Annotated in this window: 11 protein-coding genes; 6 read left to right on the forward strand and 5 right to left on the reverse strand. The window is 51.2% G+C overall.

Annotated elements, in window-relative coordinates; all coding sequences use genetic code 11:
• The first annotated feature begins 343 nt into the window (after positions 1-343).
• The 3 genes from WBJ47_RS12885 (at position 344) to WBJ47_RS12895 (ending at position 4,123) form a co-directional block, all read left to right on the forward strand.
• The gene (locus WBJ47_RS12885) at positions 344-1,324 is read left to right on the forward strand and encodes a Bug family tripartite tricarboxylate transporter substrate binding protein (RefSeq protein ID WP_422243476.1); all 981 of its coding nucleotides are present in this window, start codon (positions 344-346) and stop codon (positions 1,322-1,324) included.
• A 64-nt stretch (positions 1,325-1,388) separates the two neighbouring features.
• Positions 1,389-1,931 (forward strand): HAD family hydrolase, encoded by a 543-nt coding sequence (locus WBJ47_RS12890; protein WP_422243475.1) that lies wholly within the window; start codon positions 1,389-1,391, stop codon positions 1,929-1,931.
• Complete coding sequence (locus WBJ47_RS12895; RefSeq protein ID WP_422243474.1) at positions 1,877-4,123, forward strand: DEAD/DEAH box helicase; 2,247 nt, start codon at positions 1,877-1,879, stop codon at positions 4,121-4,123. The genes WBJ47_RS12890 and WBJ47_RS12895 overlap by 55 nt, the downstream gene beginning before the upstream one ends.
• A 134-nt stretch (positions 4,124-4,257) precedes the next feature.
• Here the strand turns inward: WBJ47_RS12895 and WBJ47_RS12900 are convergent, their stop codons facing one another.
• The 4 genes from WBJ47_RS12900 to guaB all read right to left on the reverse strand — a co-directional run bounded on the left by WBJ47_RS12900 (position 4,258) and on the right by guaB (position 9,005).
• Positions 4,258-5,172 carry a toll/interleukin-1 receptor domain-containing protein gene (locus WBJ47_RS12900; protein WP_422243473.1) on the reverse strand — a complete coding sequence of 305 codons (915 nt, stop codon included), beginning with the start codon at positions 5,170-5,172 and terminating at the stop codon, positions 4,258-4,260.
• A gap of 145 nt (positions 5,173-5,317) precedes the next feature.
• A complete protein-coding gene (locus tag WBJ47_RS12905; protein WP_422243472.1) occupies positions 5,318-5,761 on the reverse strand; it encodes a hypothetical protein in 444 nt (147 codons plus the stop codon).
• A 157-nt stretch (positions 5,762-5,918) separates the two neighbouring features.
• Entirely contained in the window at positions 5,919-7,511 is a 1,593-nt protein-coding gene (gene guaA / locus WBJ47_RS12910) for a glutamine-hydrolyzing GMP synthase (RefSeq protein ID WP_422243471.1), read from the reverse strand.
• 33 nt (positions 7,512-7,544) lie between these two features.
• Positions 7,545-9,005: an IMP dehydrogenase gene (guaB, locus tag WBJ47_RS12915; protein WP_422243470.1), complete on the reverse strand. Its 1,461-nt coding sequence runs from the start codon at positions 9,003-9,005 to the stop codon at positions 7,545-7,547.
• Between the two features lie 113 nt (positions 9,006-9,118).
• Between guaB and WBJ47_RS12920 the strand changes: the two genes are divergently transcribed.
• Positions 9,119-9,661, forward strand: coding sequence for a PaaI family thioesterase (locus WBJ47_RS12920; RefSeq protein WP_422243469.1), 543 nt, complete (start codon positions 9,119-9,121; stop codon positions 9,659-9,661).
• 8 nt (positions 9,662-9,669) lie between these two features.
• On the opposite strand, the gene purL is transcribed toward WBJ47_RS12920, so the two are convergent.
• A complete protein-coding gene (gene purL, locus WBJ47_RS12925; protein WP_422243468.1) occupies positions 9,670-13,704 on the reverse strand; it encodes a phosphoribosylformylglycinamidine synthase in 4,035 nt (1,344 codons plus the stop codon).
• Between the two features lie 126 nt (positions 13,705-13,830).
• Here purL and WBJ47_RS12930 point away from each other — a divergent pair, with 126 nt between their 5' ends.
• Together WBJ47_RS12930 and WBJ47_RS12935 are read left to right on the forward strand one after the other, a co-directional pair.
• A complete protein-coding gene (locus WBJ47_RS12930; protein WP_422243467.1) occupies positions 13,831-14,850 on the forward strand; it encodes a TRAP transporter substrate-binding protein in 1,020 nt (339 codons plus the stop codon).
• Between the two features lie 125 nt (positions 14,851-14,975).
• Positions 14,976-16,814, forward strand: coding sequence for a TRAP transporter large permease subunit (locus WBJ47_RS12935; protein WP_422243466.1), 1,839 nt, complete (start codon positions 14,976-14,978; stop codon positions 16,812-16,814).
• Positions 16,815-16,818: the final 4 nt, after the last annotated feature.

The following is a 16,818-nucleotide window of genomic DNA, read 5'->3' on the forward strand; positions in this document are numbered from 1 at the left end:
ATCCGTAAATAAGTTAAAAATCGTCGGTTCTGGGTTTTTAAGAGTTTTCTATTTTTCTAAGTAGAAAATTAGACTGATCCACACTGTCTATGGGTCGATCATTCGGGACTTTTGCACCACAAAGCTTTGCAAAAGTGGCAAACATATCTACCCCGGCAACTGCACTCAGGCCGACCCCCTGAATAAATTTACGTCTATCACTTGCCGCTTGAGAATCAAGACATGAGAGAGTTTATGGACTAAGCTGAAAAAAGTCAGGATCTCAATCGTCCCTTTTGATCAGGGATGATAGGTTCTCCGGTATTGATGCACGAGGATTATTCATCACATCAAAGGAAGGATCATGAACTTTCGACGATTGAGTGCCCGTTGCCTTTTCGCAGTACTTGGCTCGACTGCTGCGCTCGCTCAAACAAGCGTACAAGCGCAGACTTATCCCACTCGCCCCATCACACTCGTTGTGCCGTACAGCCCCGGTGGCTCTACCGATCCGGTCGCCAGGCAATACGCAACGCAACTCCAGAAGTTACTCGGAGTCGACGTGACAATCGAAAATAAACCAGGCGGCTCTGGCACGATTGGCACTGGCATGGTCGTGCGCGCAAAACCTGATGGCTACACCCTGGGTCTCGCGACAAACAGCATTCTCGCTTATCAACCTCTGGTGAATACAAGCCTGACTTTTAAATCACCGGATAAATATCAACCCATCGTCAAACTCGGCTCGATGCCGGTGATTTTGGTGGTTCGGGCAGATGCGCCATGGCAAAATTTTTCAGATTTTGTCCAACATGTAAAACAAAATCCAGGCAAGGTCCGGGCCTCTGTCTCTGGGCTGCGCACCGTACCGGATCTAGTCGCTCAAGAGTTCAATAAATCAACGGGGACCAAACTACGTACAGTCCCCTTTACAGGTGGCAGCGGCGAAGCTCTTGTCGCGCTTTTAGGAAATCGTGTCGAGGCGACTCTTTTTACTGGAGCCGTCGGTATACCTAGCCACGTTCAGGCGGGCAAGATTCGTGTACTCGCTGTGTTTGATAAAGGTACGTATAGTCCCGTGCCAGAGGCGCAATCTACAATTGACGCCGGTTTCATCACAACTTTAGCAGCCTCCTTTTATATTGTCGGCCCCAAAGGAATGCCTACTGAGGTCCTCAATAAATTGAGTAAAGTTTCGATGGATATTGTTAACAGTCCGGAATTTAAAAAGTTCTCAGAGACAGGTTATGCACTGGATCCTAAAGGACCCGATGCTCTGAGTGCAGAGATCATCCGAGATACAAAGACCTTTGATAGCTTGTTAAAAGAAATGGATCAGAAGTAAATACGTACCGATGACTTACGCTATGGTTGCGTCAGTCATCACTCCAATTCAGAAATAATGACCAATGAAACTACGCGCAATTCTTTTTGATCACGATGGCACGCTGGTTGACTCTGAACCTATCCATTATCGACTCTGGAATCAAGTGCTCGATCGCTATGGTGTCACGATCAGTGAAGATGTATTCAACTCAGTGTGCGCAGGGATGCCCACGATGACGAATGCCCAAGACTTGATCAAGCGCTTGAACATCTGTGTCAATGCTCAAGACTTAGCAGAGGAAAAACATGCGGTGACAAAAGAGTTTCTTGTTGATCACGCTTACCCCTTGATGCCTGGTGTAACAGATGCGATTCGAGAACTTTTTGCACAGGGGCTTACTCTTGCGATTGTGACCGGTGCCAATCACCACTCAGTGGGTGCGACTGTTCGCTCATACTCTTTTGACCGTCATTTTGAGTTCGTGATTTCTGCGGATGATGTGCAAAAAAGTAAACCTGCGCCTGACTGTTACCTGCTTGCGCTTGAGAAGCTTGGACTCAAAGCAGAGGAGTGTCTGGCGATCGAGGATACGGAGCACGGACTCAAGGCTGCATCCGTGCGCTGAATGAACTTAAGCCTCTATTAGGATTGGAAGTCACTGCAACACCTTTTACTGAGGCGGCTGGCGGCAGGACTGTACCCTTTAAAAACGTGGTAATGGACTACCCGCTCGCACGCGCCATTGAAGACGGTTTTGTTAAGGAGCCTGCAGTCGTCACCCAGCAGAACTTCAACCCGGCTGACCACAGCACAGAACAGATTGAAGTCATCAAGCTCAAAGATGGCGTGCGGGTGCATGAGGAAACAAAAGTTCACTTGCTGACTTATGCCGCGCAGAGCGGGCTGAAACCAGTTAAGCCGTTTGTGCTGGTGATTGCTCGTGACACCACTCATGCAGCGCAATTACTGGCCCAAATTGAAAGCGATAGCTTCTTTGGTGGAAACTACAAAGGCAAAGTTATTCAGGTCGATTCAAGTCGCACAGGAGCAGAAGAAGAAGAAATGATTCGCCGCCTGTTGGCAGTGGAAAGTTACGACGAACCTACCGAGATTGTGATTCACGTCAATATGCTTAAAGAAGGCTGGGACGTTACCAATCTTTACACCATCGTGCCACTTCGGGCTGCAAATGCTCGCACACTGATTGAGCAATCTATCGGACGAGGCTTGCGCTTGCCTTATGGCCGCAAAACGGGGGTAGAAGTTGTTGATCGCTTAAACATCATTGCGCATGACAAGTTTCAGGAAGTTATTGCCGAAGCCAATAAGGGTGATTCACCTATTCGGCTTAAGCAACTCAAACTTGACCCAACGGATTCCGAGGGCAATAGACTAACTAGCTATGCTGTACCGTCCACAATGACAGTTGTGCTGGGCCTCGCCGATGTCAAAGGTACGGGTGCAAATGGTAAAAGCTTTGTGGCAGATAGTCCTTTTGACGGCGAAGTAATGCCAGGCGAAGTGACTCCCTGTACCACCGCTGGACAGCAAACCGCTGGTCATGTTGGAACCGCCCTGCGTACTGGTGAAGGCAGACAAATTGCAATGGTAGCGATGGATGTCATTGCAGAGGTTGGTCGCTTACGTTACGCCGCGGATAACACGGACGGCGATGAGCCTGGCAAATTGATCGCTCCGACCAGCGCCTCTTTGTCTACACCAAACTTGCAAGAGCATATTACTCAACTAGTGCAACAGAGATTGATTCCGCAACAGGCTAGTTTGGACGCTGAAGGTCTGGGATCGAAGTTTAATGATGCGGCGGCAGTCGCTGAGGTAGTCAGGCAAGCTGTAGATGTTTTCGTTGAGCACACGATTGACATTCCGCGGATTTCAATTGTGCCGATTGGTCCTGTAACAAGTGGTTACAAGCCATTCCAACTGGATCTTTCACGACTGAACTATCAGCCACTTGCAAACACGCTCGAGTCACACGGACTGCAATCAAATAAGGTGTTGACTTATGGTGAAGCGGGGCTTGTCGAGGAGTCCCGTTTTGCTGACTATATCGTACGTGAGTTAATTAATTTTGACGATGTTTCGTACGATCATCACGCCGATTTCATTTATCAATTGGCTGATCAGGCGGTCACGCATTTTCAAACTTATCTGACAGATGACGACGCACTTCATAACGTGTTGGCAAACTATGCCAAGCCTATTGCTGAAATCATCCATGCGCAGATGGCAAAGCACTATATCGAGGAGTCGGCAGGCTCTGACGTAGTTGTCAGTCAAGGCTTTGTGCCACTCAAGCCCTGTGCGTTTACAGCTAAAGACGATGTAAAACCGCTACATTGGGCGCCTGATGACAAGCGCACTATAGGCCAGTATCTATACGGTGGCTTTAATCGCTGCGCCTACCCCTATCAAAAGTTTCATTCCGACACCGAGCGTATTCTGGCAACAGTTCTTGAGCGGCAAGCCAAACGTTGGTTTCGCCCAACTTCAGGCCAGTTCAACATTTACTACCGTTCAGGTGCTAGCCAGCCCGAGTACATCCCCGACTTCGTTGCACAACTTTCTGATGTGGTTTTACTCATTGAAACCAAAAAGGCACAGGAGGTTGCGGCAGCTCAAGAGTCAGAGACCGACGTAAAAGCTAAAGCCGAGCAGGCTACGACATGGTGCAAGCATGCGTCTGCCTATGCCAAAACAGTAGGTGGAAAACCGTGGAAGTATTTGTTGGTGCCCCACGATGCTGTAGCGGCGAATATAACGCTAGAGAACTTGGTCGCAAGATATGCAATGGATTGATTTAAATGGGTTCAAAGAAATGGATCAAAAGCACCATGAAATCCGTTACTGCAAGCTCCCAATAAATTCTTTATGGCGATACTTGAGTTGGTATGCGGGTGGTGGCATTAACGACATAATTTTATTTACAGTACCTAATCATTCGCGAGAATTTCGTAACTGAACGTCACTTGCCCTGGAATATACATTTTGGCATTAACCTCTTTCTGAACCTCATCAATCGTGATGACACACTGGATTCCATGAGAGTTTAATAGGACTACGCTCTGCCCCACAACCGGAGTAACATCGCGCCCAGGTGTTAAAAAAGACTCTATATTGGAACGATCAAAATTTGGACTGGTAATCAGACCTAGGGCTTTAAGACCGCTATCTATGTAAACATAGACACTGTTTTTTGAGCAACCGCTGAAACTTATGTTGAATTCGAACTCCCCATAGCCAACTGAATAGTGTTTATGGTCTTTGTGCCTAAAGGTTACGTTTCCCTTAAGGGCGGGATTTGCATAAAGACCCGCGTCGCGGAGAGCATCCATACGTTCAAGGCGCGTTACACGTTTCCGTACCAAAGTTAATGGAACAGCATTAGTCTTGTCAGCAGGGAGCCCCTCAACCCATCGCCATAGAGCGTCGATCTGAAGCGACCCGGGGAAATCGTCGTTTTCAGGGTTAGCATTAAAGTCAAAACCCTTTGGGTTATGGTCGTTAAGCCAGTTAGGTAAACTGCGCTTGGGGTTTCGAACGAATACAACGGACAACCATGCGGACGGCTTGTCCATATAAGCATTGCTTATCCATTTTGTCTCAATGCCAACCCCAGACTCTGGTAAGTTATTAGCTCGGTTGACATAATTTTCATCAACAATCAAAAGAACATGAGCAGCCTCGGTAACCTCTCGCATGAAACCGTGCAGACTTGATCCATAGCCTACTTTCTCGTCGATTTTTACTTCGTAGCCGATTAAATGGAGTTGGCTAGCGAGCAAACGAACCCACTCTCGATGTGTTTGTGATGTCCACGCGTAAGAGATAAACAGATCGGCACTCATACATTCATTTCCAGTCTACTCGGCAAGCCTTCGGCTCTTAAACTACTTAATATGCCAATGCTCTCTTCTTTTATAGATTAATGCGTCGACATGCAATGGAATTTGATCGGCAGTTAATTAGTAATTTTTTAATGACATCTCTTTATCACCTAAAGAAGCTCAGTAACTTACTTGTAGTATTTTTGATTTTTGGTGTCATCACAAACTCTAATTCACGAATTTCAAATTCATCTGCAAAGGTATCAGTATTGTTATCAACCTTATCAAAGGATTTCACATGAAGAGATTGTGGGACTAATCCGGCTCTTAAGTCTGCTTCAACTAGATGGAAAAACTCTTCTGATGCAAAGTAATCAATACTTGCTCTATATCGTTCGCGGTCAGATCGGTTGTAGTAGCCAACGTTACTAATAGTCCGAAAATTTCCATAAGATTTTCGATTCTTTAGTTTAGTTTTATAAAAATTAAGCTTATTGAAATTAATCAGAAAACCATCTTCATTTTTTAAATAAGTTGGAGCACATAAAAAACAAAAGATTGACTCACTTTCTTTGCGGTGCAATTCAACAGAATTAATTTGAACTTTCATCGGACGTTTCTTTTTAAGTGAGTTTTGTGATTAAACGTAGTCCAAGTTATGTATAACAGTAAAATCAAAGCCCAACTAAATCAACAATTTAGCTGGGCTTTTAAAAGCTCTTTGAAAATATAAAACCTTTTTAAATCATACACTTAAGCATTAAAACCTATTCCCACTCAATCGTCGCAGGCGGCTTACTCGAGACGTCATACACTACACGATTAATCCCGCGTACCTCGTTAATAATCCGCGAGGAGACTTTTGCAAGCAAGGGATACGGCAACGGTGCCCAGTCCGCAGTCATAAAGTCCGAGGTCTGCACGGCACGTAACGCGACGACATAGTCATAAGTTCGGCCATCACCCATCACGCCCACCGACTTAACGGGCAAGAACACTGCAAAGGCTTGTGAGGTCAGGTCGTACCAGGACTTTTGCGTCTCAGGGTCGATGGTGTTGCGTAGTTCTTCGATAAAAATCGCATCCGCACGACGCAAGAGATTGGCAAACTCCGTATTGACCGCCCCCAAGATACGCACACCCAAACCAGGACCTGGGAAGGGATGGCGGTAGACCATGCCATGTGGCAGACCAAGAGCTACGCCGAGCTTGCGGACCTCGTCTTTAAAGAGCTCGCGCAGAGGCTCGAGGAGCTTGAGATTCAAGGTATCGGGCAAGCCACCTACGTTATGGTGTGACTTGATCGCGACAGCCTTACCTGTTTTAGCGCCGGCAGACTCGATCACATCAGGATAGATTGTGCCCTGAGCGAGCCATTTGGCTTTTTTAAGCTTGCCTGCCTCAGCTTGGAACACCTCAACAAACTCACGCCCGATAATTTTGCGTTTTGCTTCAGGATCAGACACCTCACCGAGCTTGCCCATAAATTGCTCGGTCGCATCCACATGAATGATGCGCACACCCATGTTTTGTGCGAAGGTCTCCATGACTTGCTTGCCTTCGTCGAGCCGCAGCAGACCATGATCGACAAACACACAGGTCAGGCGATCACCGATGGCTTTGTGGATCAGCGCAGCAGCGACTGAAGAGTCCACACCACCTGACAGACCCAGGATAACCTCGTCCTCACCCACCTGTTCTCTGATGCGAGCGACGGCCTCATCAACGTATGTGGGCATGGTCCAGTCACCCACGCAGCCACAGATCTCGTGAACAAAACGGTTGAGCAGGTCCTGGCCCTTGACCGTATGGGTCACTTCGGGGTGAAACTGCACCGCATAAAAGCCGCGCGCCTCATCCGCCATCCCCGCAATCGGGCAAGAGGCAGTTGAAGCCATTACCTTGAAGCCCTCAGGCAAGCGCGTCACCTGATCGCCATGGCTCATCCACACCTTGAGCATGCCGTGGCCTTCGGGCGTAGTGAAATCCTCGATTCCGTTGAGCAAACGCGTGTGACCGCGTGCGCGCACCTCGGCATAACCGAACTCACGGTGATCGGAAAAATTGACCTCGCCGCCCAACTGCTGAGCCATTGCCTGCATGCCATAGCAAATACCGAGGACGGGAACACCGGCCTCAAATACTGCGTGTGGGACCTTGAGCGAATCTTCGTCGTACACCGAGGCATGACTGCCTGACAAAATGATGCCCTTGAGACCTAAAGAGCGTTGATTTTGCAAAAAGGCAGCATCCACATCACCAGGGTGTAGTTCGCAATACACACCCGCCTCTCGCACACGACGCGCGATGAGCTGAGTGACTTGTGAACCGTAATCAAGGATGAGAATGCGCTGATGCATGAGTGTTAAACCTGTCAATGTCTAAGAGTGAAACTAGTCGGCGCGGTAGTTAGGCGCTTCTTTGGTGATCTGAACGTCGTGAACGTGCGACTCACGCATTCCCGCTGCGGTAATCTGGACAAATTGAGTCTTGGTACGCATTTCTTCGATCGAAGCGCAACCGCAATAGCCCATCGAAGCACGCACGCCACCGACCAGTTGGAAAATAATCGCCAGCACGCTGCCTTTGTATGGCACACGACCCTCGATGCCTTCGGGCACGAGCTTGTCTGCGTTATTGGCAGGATCCTGAAAATATCGATCAGCAGAGCCGTCCGTCATCGCACCCAAGCTACCCATTCCGCGGTAGGACTTGTAAGAACGACCTTGGAACAACACCACCTCACCAGGTGCCTCTTCGGTGCCGGCGAACATACCGCCCATCATGACCGTGGACGCACCGGCCGCAATGGCCTTGGCCACGTCACCGGAGAAACGAACGCCCCCATCGGCGATCAGCGGCACACCAGTGCCCTCTAAGGCCTTGGACACATCTGAAATCGCCGTAATCTGAGGCACGCCCACACCCGCCACAACACGTGTGGTGCAGATTGAACCTGGGCCGATCCCAACCTTGACCGCATCAGCGCCCGCATTGAGCAACGCGCGCGCGGCATCCGCTGTCGCAATGTTACCGCCAATGACTTCAACTTTTGGATAGTTCGTTTTGACCCAGCGCACACGCTCGATCACACCTGCGGAGTGGCCGTGTGCCGTATCGACAACGATCACGTCTACACCGGCAGCGACCAGCTTTTCAACACGCTCTTCGGTGCCATCGCCCACACCGACCGCGGCGCCAACGCGCAACTGTCCATGACTATCTTTGCTTGCTGCAGGATGCTCAGTATTTTTGACGATGTCTTTGACGGTAGCCAAGCCACGCAACTCAAAAGCGTCGTTGACGATCAACACACGCTCGAGGCGGTGTTTGTGCATCAAGGTTTGAGCCTCGGAGAGTGTTGTGCCCTCTTTCATCGTGATCAAACGATCCTGTGGCGTCATCACCGTGGCAATCAGCGCGTCGAGTCGATCCTCAAAGCGCAAATCGCGATTGGTGACGATACCGACAAGCTTGCCGCCCTTGACCACAGGCAAACCGGAAATACCATGCTGACGTTGCAAGGCGATCGCATCGCGCACTTTCATGTCAGGCGTCAAGGTAATGGGGTCAATCACGATCCCGAACTCGTGACGTTTGACGCGAGCGACCTCTTGGGCCTGCTGATCAGCAGTCAGATTTTTGTGGATGATCCCGATACCACCCTCTTGGGCCATCGCGATCGCGAGTCGAGACTCCGTCACAGTGTCCATCGCCGCCGAGACGAGTGGGATATTGAGAGAAATATTTCGTGTGAGGCGTGTCACCAGCGAAGTGTCGCGAGGCAGCACCTGCGAGAAGGCAGGTACCAGCAGTACATCGTCGAAGGTAAGCGCAGTTTGGATAAGACGCATGAAAAGCTCCGGGCGCAAAGCGTGATTATACGATGGGGAAACCACTACTTTTGGGGTCAAACTGGTGCTAAAAGACTGAATCCGCAAATTTTTGATTGGGAACTGAGTTCGCTATGAGCACCAATGACACCCTCGCACGCTGGATTGAGGAGGAAAAAGCCCTTCTCGCAGGCATGAAAAACGGCCGAGCCTCAGGTTTTTTATCGCCTAAACAGATTTCAAGCATGTCGGGATTAGAAATCATGCAAGCCGTCAGACGCGGGGATTTGCCAAGCGGGCCGATGGCCGTCACGATGAACTATATGCTCATGGAGATTGAGTCAGGTCGAGCCGTATTGCAAGGTCATCCCACCGAAGCCGTGCTCAATGTGCAGGGATCGGTCCATGGCGGCTGGTTCTCAAGCATCCTGGATGGTGCCGTTGGCAATGCGATTCATTCAATGTTACCGGCCGGCAAGGGGTATGCCACGCTGGATTTGAGCGTCAAAATGACGCGCGCCATCAGCCCGAGTGTGGGCAGAGTGCGCGCGGTTGGGACGGTCATTCAGATGGGGCGCAAAGTTGCTACGGCCGAGGGGAAAATCCTCGGCCCCGATGGCAAGTTGCATGCTTTTGCCACAACAACCTGCATGATTTTGGACGTCAATGCAGATTGATGCAGGTTTTAGCCAAGGGAAACACGTGCATTTTGGAAAAAGCGCATCCAAGGCGTGTAAGCCCCTTTTGTGTCCTGAGGTCCCCATGACTCTGGTGCCCAAGACATCATGACATTGCGAGTAACACGTTCCGGATGGGGCATCATCACGGTAAAGCGTCCATCCGCAGTCGTCACAGCAGTTAAACCGCCTGGACTTCCGTTTGGATTGAGGGGATAGGTTTCCGTTGCCTGACCGCGATGATCGACGTATCTCAGTGCGCTCAAGACCTTGGTGGCGTCGCCCTGGCGAGCAAAGTTAGCATAACCTTCGCCATGTGCAACTGCGACAGGAATATGCGCACCAGCCATGCCTTTGAAAAAGAGTGACGGTGACTCAAGCACCTCAACCATTGAGAAGCGCGCCTCGTATTTTTCGGATACGTTGCGGGTAAATCTCGGCCAGTCCTGAGCACCAGGAATCATCGGGGCAAGCGCCGCCATCATCTGACAACCGTTACAAACACCTAAGGCAAAGGTATCTGTCCGGCTGAAATATTGGGCAAACTGATCAGACAGCTGGTTATTAAACAAAATACTGCGCGCCCAGCCCTCGCCGGCTCCTAAAACGTCACCGTAGCTAAAGCCACCCACAGCGACCAGCCCTTGGAAACTTGACAGGTCTGCAGAACCTGTTTGCAGGTCGGTCATGTGCACATCCCAGGCATCAAAGCCTGAACGATCAAACGCCCACGCCATCTCAACCTGACTGTTACAACCCTGCTCTCGCAAAATCGCAACACGTGGACGTACGCCCTTATTGATGAAAGGCGCAGCAATATTTTCCTGAGGGTCAAAAGCAACAATCGGTGTCATGCCTGGATCTGTCGTGTCGGACCACGCGTCAAACTCAGCCTGCGCACAAGCTGGGTTGTCACGCAAGGCTGCAATTCGATAGCTCACATCACTCCAAAGCTTGGCCAACTCGGCACGCGGTTTGCCCCAGATTTTTTTGCCGTCACGGAAAATCTCGAACTGATCCGTTGAATTAAGTGAACCAATCACATGTGAGTGCGCGGACAAGCCTGCCGCCCGCAAAACCTGCATCACGGCATCACGTTCTGAGCTTGGCACTTGAAGCACCGCACCCAGTTCTTCGTTAAAGAGCGCTTTGATGGTGAGCTCTTTACGCTGTACTTCGACCTGAGCCGCGCGAATATTGTAGGCATCCCAGTCTTCGGCATTGGCGTCGATCGTCAGCATATCGAGGTTGATAGAAACTCCCGTGTGTCCGGCAAAGGCCATTTCACACACTGTTGCCATCAAACCACCGTCCGAGCGATCGTGATAGGCCAGCAACACACCGGACTCGGCCAACGCGCGAATCGTGACAAAAAACGTACGGAGCGCCTCAGCATCATCGGCGTCGGGGGTTTGCTCACCCACTTGGTTGCAGACCTGAGTCAAAATCGACCCGCCCATGCGTTTTTTCCCACTACCCAGATCAATCAGGATCAAAGAGGTTGGTCCGACATTGGTGCGCAATTGTGGCGTTAAGGTCTGACGCACATCCTGAACAGGGGCGAAAGCCGTCACAATCAGCGACACGGGGGAAATCACCTGGCGCTTTTCGTCCTCATGCGTCCAGCTTGTTTGCATGGACAGAGAGTCCTTACCCACAGGAATCGACAGACCAACGCTCTGACAAAGCGTGCTGACTGCAGAAACCGTATCAAACAGCGCGGCATCCTGACCGGGGGCACCACATGCCGCCATCCAGTTTGCGGACAACTTGATATCCTCGATACGCGCGACATCAGCCGCCGCCAAGTTGGTCATGGCTTCACCGACCGCCATCCGCCCCGAGGCCGCAGCATCAATCGCAGCGATTGGGGTGCGTTCACCCATGGCCATGGCTTCGCCACGCGTACCGTCATGGTCTGACAGCGTGACCGCGCAATCAGCCACGGCGACCTGCCAAGGACCGACAAGCTGATCCCTACTAGACAAGCCACCCACCGTACGATCACCAATCGTGATGAGAAAACTCTTATTTGCGACCGTGGGGTGCTGTAACACGCGTGTGACCGCATCATCCAAAGCGATCAACGTCAAATCGAGAGGTGCTGTTTGTGGCTCAACGCGTTTGACATCGCGCGTCATGCGCGGTGGTTTACCTAAAATCACATCAATCGGCACATCAACAGGTCGCATGCCCTCCTGAGGTGTGAGTGTGTCCATTCCTGGCAAGCCTTCCCCTTGAACAACCCGCAACTGGCGCTCTTCGGTTGCCACACCAATCACCGCAAACGGACAACGCTCGCGCTCGGCAATCTTTTGAAATCTTGGTAAGTCTTGTGGCAATACTGAAAGCACGTAACGCTCTTGTGACTCATTACTCCAAATCTCAGCCGGCGACATACCAGACTCTTCGAGGCGGACTCGGCTCAAATCAAAGGTTGCACCCCGACCTGCATCGTTGACGAGCTCGGGAAAGGCATTGGACAAACCGCCTGCGCCTACATCATGAATGGCAACAATCGGGTTTTTGTCACCTTGCTGCCAACAGCGATCAATCACCTCTTGGCAACGACGCTCAATTTCGGGATTGCCGCGCTGAACGGAATCAAAGTCGAGGGCTGCGGTGTTGGTCCCCACAGCCATGCTCGAGGCGGCACTGCCGCCCATCCCAATCCGCAGTCCGGGACCACCGAGCTGTATCAGGAGGGAACCGGGTTCGATGCGATCTTTTAACGTACAGCCACCGTCGATGCTACCTAAACCACCGGCAATCATGATGGGCTTGTGATAGCCCCAGCGTGTTTGTCCTGCCGTCTGTTCATAAGAGCGGAAATAGCCCAGCAAATTAGGACGACCAAATTCGTTGTTGAACGCAGCCGCGCCCAGCGGCCCTTCGATCATGATGGACAAAGGCGTTGCAATACGATCAGGTGCCCCGTGATGGTCAGACTCCCATACGCGAGGCGCATCGTCGAAACGGAGGTGGGAGACTGTAAAACCAGCCAGTCCGGCTTTTGGTTTAGAACCCCGTCCGGTCGCACCCTCGTCACGAATTTCTCCACCCGCTCCCGTAGACGCCCCCTCAAAAGGTGCAATCGCGGTCGGATGGTTATGCGTTTCGACCTTCATCACCGTATGAACAGTTTTAAGCTCAGTGCCGTAGATAGCAGACCGCCCTTCTGTGCCAGCTGCCGCTTGAAAGCGCTGGGCTGGCCCACCTTCCATAATGGCGGCGTTGTCAGAGTACGCCACCACGGTTCCGAGCGGCTGCGCAGCATGCGTTTCGCGAATCATGCCAAAGAGGGTTTTGCTCTCGGCCTGACCGTCAATGACCCACTGTGCGTTAAAAATCTTGTGGCGGCAGTGCTCACTGTTGGCTTGAGCAAACATCATGAGCTCAACATCTGTCGGATCGCGACCGAGCTCTGTAAAGGCTTGGGTCAAATAGTCGATTTCGTCTTCAGAAAGTGCCAGACCAAGCTTGGTATTGGCCTCTAGCAATGCGGCTTTACCTTGAGCGGTGACGGCCACCGTTTGCATCGGCTTGCCGGGCAAGGAAATAAATAGAGCCTCTGGATCAAAATTGGCATCGACGACGGTTTCAGTCATCCGGTCATGTAAACAACTCGCGGCCTGTGCCAACATCGCTGCATCGAGATTTTTCGTCTTGAGCCAGCCGCGCTCAGGCGTTAAGGTGTATTCGATCCCCCGCTCGATGCGTCGCACGTGGTTCAACCCGCAGTTATGCGCAATGTCTGTTGCCTTGCTGGCCCAAGATGAAATCGTGCCCAGCCTAGGAATCACACGTAAAACAATCGGCGTGCTTTGCTCAGCCTGCTCAGAATATGGAACCCCATAGTCCAACAACTGTCCGAGTCGCGTCTGTGTGAGCGCATCAGGCGCCTCGTCACACCAGACAAAGTGCTCGTATCTGGCACTCACGCTAGCAATTGGGAGGCCTAACGCCCGGAGCTTAGAGAGCAGACGATCTTGGCGGAAGCTGGACAAAACTGAGGAGCCGGGGATATGCAGAATATGTGACACTTTGGCGACCAGGAAGCAACGTAGGGGAAAACACGCATTTTAGCGCTCTGAGCTGCTTTTAGGGACGAAGGCGCTCAGTTCGTTGCTATGATTGTGCACAAGTCGAAAAACTTAGGAGACAAAAAAATGTCCATTACACGACGCAATCTGTTGACCGGCATGGGTGCCGGGGTGATCACACTGGCTTCCCCCTTGAATAGCGCTTGGGCCCAATCCAAGGCCGAGTTCTCCTACAAATACGCCAATAACTTGCCGCTCACGCACCCGATGAATATTCGGGCCAAGGAAATGGCTGAAGCGATTCAAAAAGAAACGCAAGGTCGCGTGGAAATCCGAATTTTCCCAAGCAGCCAGCTCGGCTCCGATACTGACATGCTGAGTCAAGTCCGTAGCGGCGGGGTCGAATTTTTCACCTTGTCAGGCCTGATTTTGGCCACACTCGTACCGGCATCCTCTATTACGGGCATTGGCTTTGCTTTTGGCAACTACAACGATGTATGGAAAGCGTTGGACGGCGATCTGGGTGCGCACGTGCGTAAAGAGATCAACAAAGCCAATCTGGTTGTGATGGACAAGATCTGGGATAACGGTTTTAGACAGATCACCTCCTCGACCAAGCCGATTCAGACGGCCGCTGACCTGAAGGGTTTCAAAATCCGCGTCCCGGTGTCGCCACTTTGGACCTCAATGTTTAAAGCCTTTGATTCAGCACCCGCCTCAATCAACTTCAACGAGGTTTACAGCGCGCTGCAGACAAAGATTGTCGACGGACAAGAAAATCCGCTGGCGATTATCGATACGGCCAAGCTCAATGAAGTTCAAAAGTACTGCTCGCTGACAAACCATATGTGGGATGGCTTTTGGTTCTTGGCAAACCGTCGTGCCTGGGAGCGCCTGCCTGAAAACCTGCGCGCCATCGTCGCGAAAAACATCAATGCTGCAGGCATGAAAGAGCGTGAAGACGTCGCGGGCATGAACGCTTCTCTGCAAAAGGGCTTGACAGAGAAAGGCATGGTCTTTAACCAAACGACGCCTGACTCATTCCGTGACCGTCTGCGCGCAGGTGGCTTTTATTCAGAGTGGAAGGCTAAGCTCGGCAACGAAGCTTGGGCAATGCTCGAACGCTACAGCGGTAAATTGGCCTAAACATCTCCACTTGATCCCTTGAAATGGATCAAGTGCGTGAGGCTCGGGCGCCCAGTTTGCGGCGCCCGATTTTTTACTGACGCAACAATCAATTGATCAGTTGTTTTGCAATACCCGGAGCTTTCATGACCACTCAAGCAGCGCCTCACTCAACACCAATGGTTTCAAGGCTTCTCAAGCCTCTTGAGTTTCTAAGCGCTGCTTTACTCGTGATCATCATCACCATGTTATTTGTGGGCGTGGTGGCTCGCTACGTTTTTTCCATTCCAATTGTCTGGATTGACGAAGTCGTATCGTTGTCTTTTTTATGGCTCGCCATGCTTGGTACCGCGATCGCCATGCACCGCAATGAGCACCTCAGGCTTAGTCTGTTTCTAGACATGATGCCAAAACGTATTCAAGGCTTTGTGCATGCACTGGCTTTAGTGGCCATTGCCGCGTTCTTACTAGCACTCATCAATCCAGCCATTATTTATGCGCAAGAAGAGTGGTTCGTTAAATCGCCCGCACTCAACATTCCCAATACCTATCGCGTGTCAGCGCTTGCCTTTGGAATTGTGGCGATGCTCGCGATCCTGGTGACCTATGCCACGCAAACAGTCAGTCGCAGCAATCTTTTTGCAGCAGTGTTAGTTGTCAGCGCTGTGGCCGCAGCCTGTTGGCTGGGTTCTGCTTCACTGACAGAACTCGGTCTCTACAACATCATATTTTTTCTAGTCATACTGGTGGCGCTTTGTTTAGTAGCCGGTGTGCCCATCGCCTTTTGCTTTGGACTGGGCGCCTTAAGTTACTTGGCATTTGCCACCAGCGTTCCTCTCATGGTCGTGATCGGCCGTATGGACGAAGGCATGTCGAGCCTGATTTTGGTTTCCGTTCCGATTTTTGTCCTGCTAGGGTGTGTCCTGGATGCCACCGGCATGGGTAAAGCGATTGTGGACTTTCTTGCGTCATTACTTGGCCACATCAAAGCCGGCATGTCTTATGTCTTGCTCGGCTCTCTTTTTATTGTGTCGGGCATTTCTGGCTCCAAGGTTTCAGATATGGCCACGATTGCGCCCGCCCTGTTTCCGGAAATGAAACGTCGCGGTCACAAACCGAAGGAAATGATTGCGTTGCTGGCCACCGGTGCCGCCATGGCCGACACCGTCCCTCCTAGCATCGTTTTGATTGTGCTGGGTTCGGTTGCAGGCGTATCAATTGCGGGTCTTTTCCAAAGTGGCGTCATCATCGCCATGGTCTTACTCGTCGCACTGGCAGTATTAGCCCGCTGGAAAGCGCGCCACGAAATCATGGATCAAGTTAGACGCTCAAGCGGCTCAGTCATCGGCCGTGCCCTTTTAATTGCGGCTCCAGCGCTTGTGCTGCCATTTTTAATTCGTAGCGCGGTGGGCGGCGGTGTCGCAACGGCTACAGAAGTCTCAACCATTGCTGTTCTCTATGCCATGATCATCGGTCAGGTGCTGTACGGCGGTCTGGGATGGCGCAAAATTTACAACATGTTGGTAGAAACTGCTGCGCTCAGCGGCGCTATTCTGCTCATCCTCGGCACGGCCTCGGCGATGGCTTGGGCCATCACCCAAAGCGGCGTGGTGCAAAGCCTTTCTCAGTTTCTCACGACGCTCCCGGGCGGTGTAGTGAGTTTTATGATTGTGACGATTCTGATATTTTTGATTTTGGGTTGCTTGCTTGAAGGGCTACCCGCCATTTTGATCTTGGCGCCCATCATGTTTCCAATCGCGCGTAAGCTCGGCATTCATGACATTCATTACTCCATGGTGGTGGTGACTGCGATGAATATCGGTCTGATGATGCCCCCCATTGGAGTCGGATTTTTTGTAGCGTGCCGTATTGGAAACACCTCACCAGATGAAGTCATGGGTGCCATTTGGCCATATATTCTGGCACTCATCGCGGGTCTTGTTTTGATTGCAGCAGTACCGTGGTTCTCAACCGTGGCACTCTAGAGTG

This window comes from Zwartia sp., from assembly GCF_049655405.1.
In the GTDB taxonomy this organism is placed as follows: Bacteria; Pseudomonadota; Gammaproteobacteria; order Burkholderiales; family Burkholderiaceae_B; genus Zwartia.

Excerpts from the sequence above, each read along its gene's own strand:
- WBJ47_RS12885 (WP_422243476.1), top strand. The coding sequence starts at position 344 with ATGAACTTTCGACGATTGAGTGCCCGTTGCCTTTTCGCAGTACTTGGC.
- WBJ47_RS12890 (WP_422243475.1), top strand. The coding sequence starts at position 1,389 with ATGAAACTACGCGCAATTCTTTTTGATCACGATGGCACGCTGGTTGAC.
- WBJ47_RS12900 (WP_422243473.1), bottom strand. The coding sequence starts at position 5,172 with ATGAGTGCCGATCTGTTTATCTCTTACGCGTGGACATCACAAACACAT.
- WBJ47_RS12905 (WP_422243472.1), bottom strand. The coding sequence starts at position 5,761 with ATGAAAGTTCAAATTAATTCTGTTGAATTGCACCGCAAAGAAAGTGAG.
- guaA (WP_422243471.1), bottom strand. The coding sequence starts at position 7,511 with ATGCATCAGCGCATTCTCATCCTTGATTACGGTTCACAAGTCACTCAG.
- guaB (WP_422243470.1), bottom strand. The coding sequence starts at position 9,005 with ATGCGTCTTATCCAAACTGCGCTTACCTTCGACGATGTACTGCTGGTA.
- WBJ47_RS12920 (WP_422243469.1), top strand. The coding sequence starts at position 9,119 with ATGAGCACCAATGACACCCTCGCACGCTGGATTGAGGAGGAAAAAGCC.
- WBJ47_RS12930 (WP_422243467.1), top strand. The coding sequence starts at position 13,831 with ATGTCCATTACACGACGCAATCTGTTGACCGGCATGGGTGCCGGGGTG.
- WBJ47_RS12935 (WP_422243466.1), top strand. The coding sequence starts at position 14,976 with ATGACCACTCAAGCAGCGCCTCACTCAACACCAATGGTTTCAAGGCTT.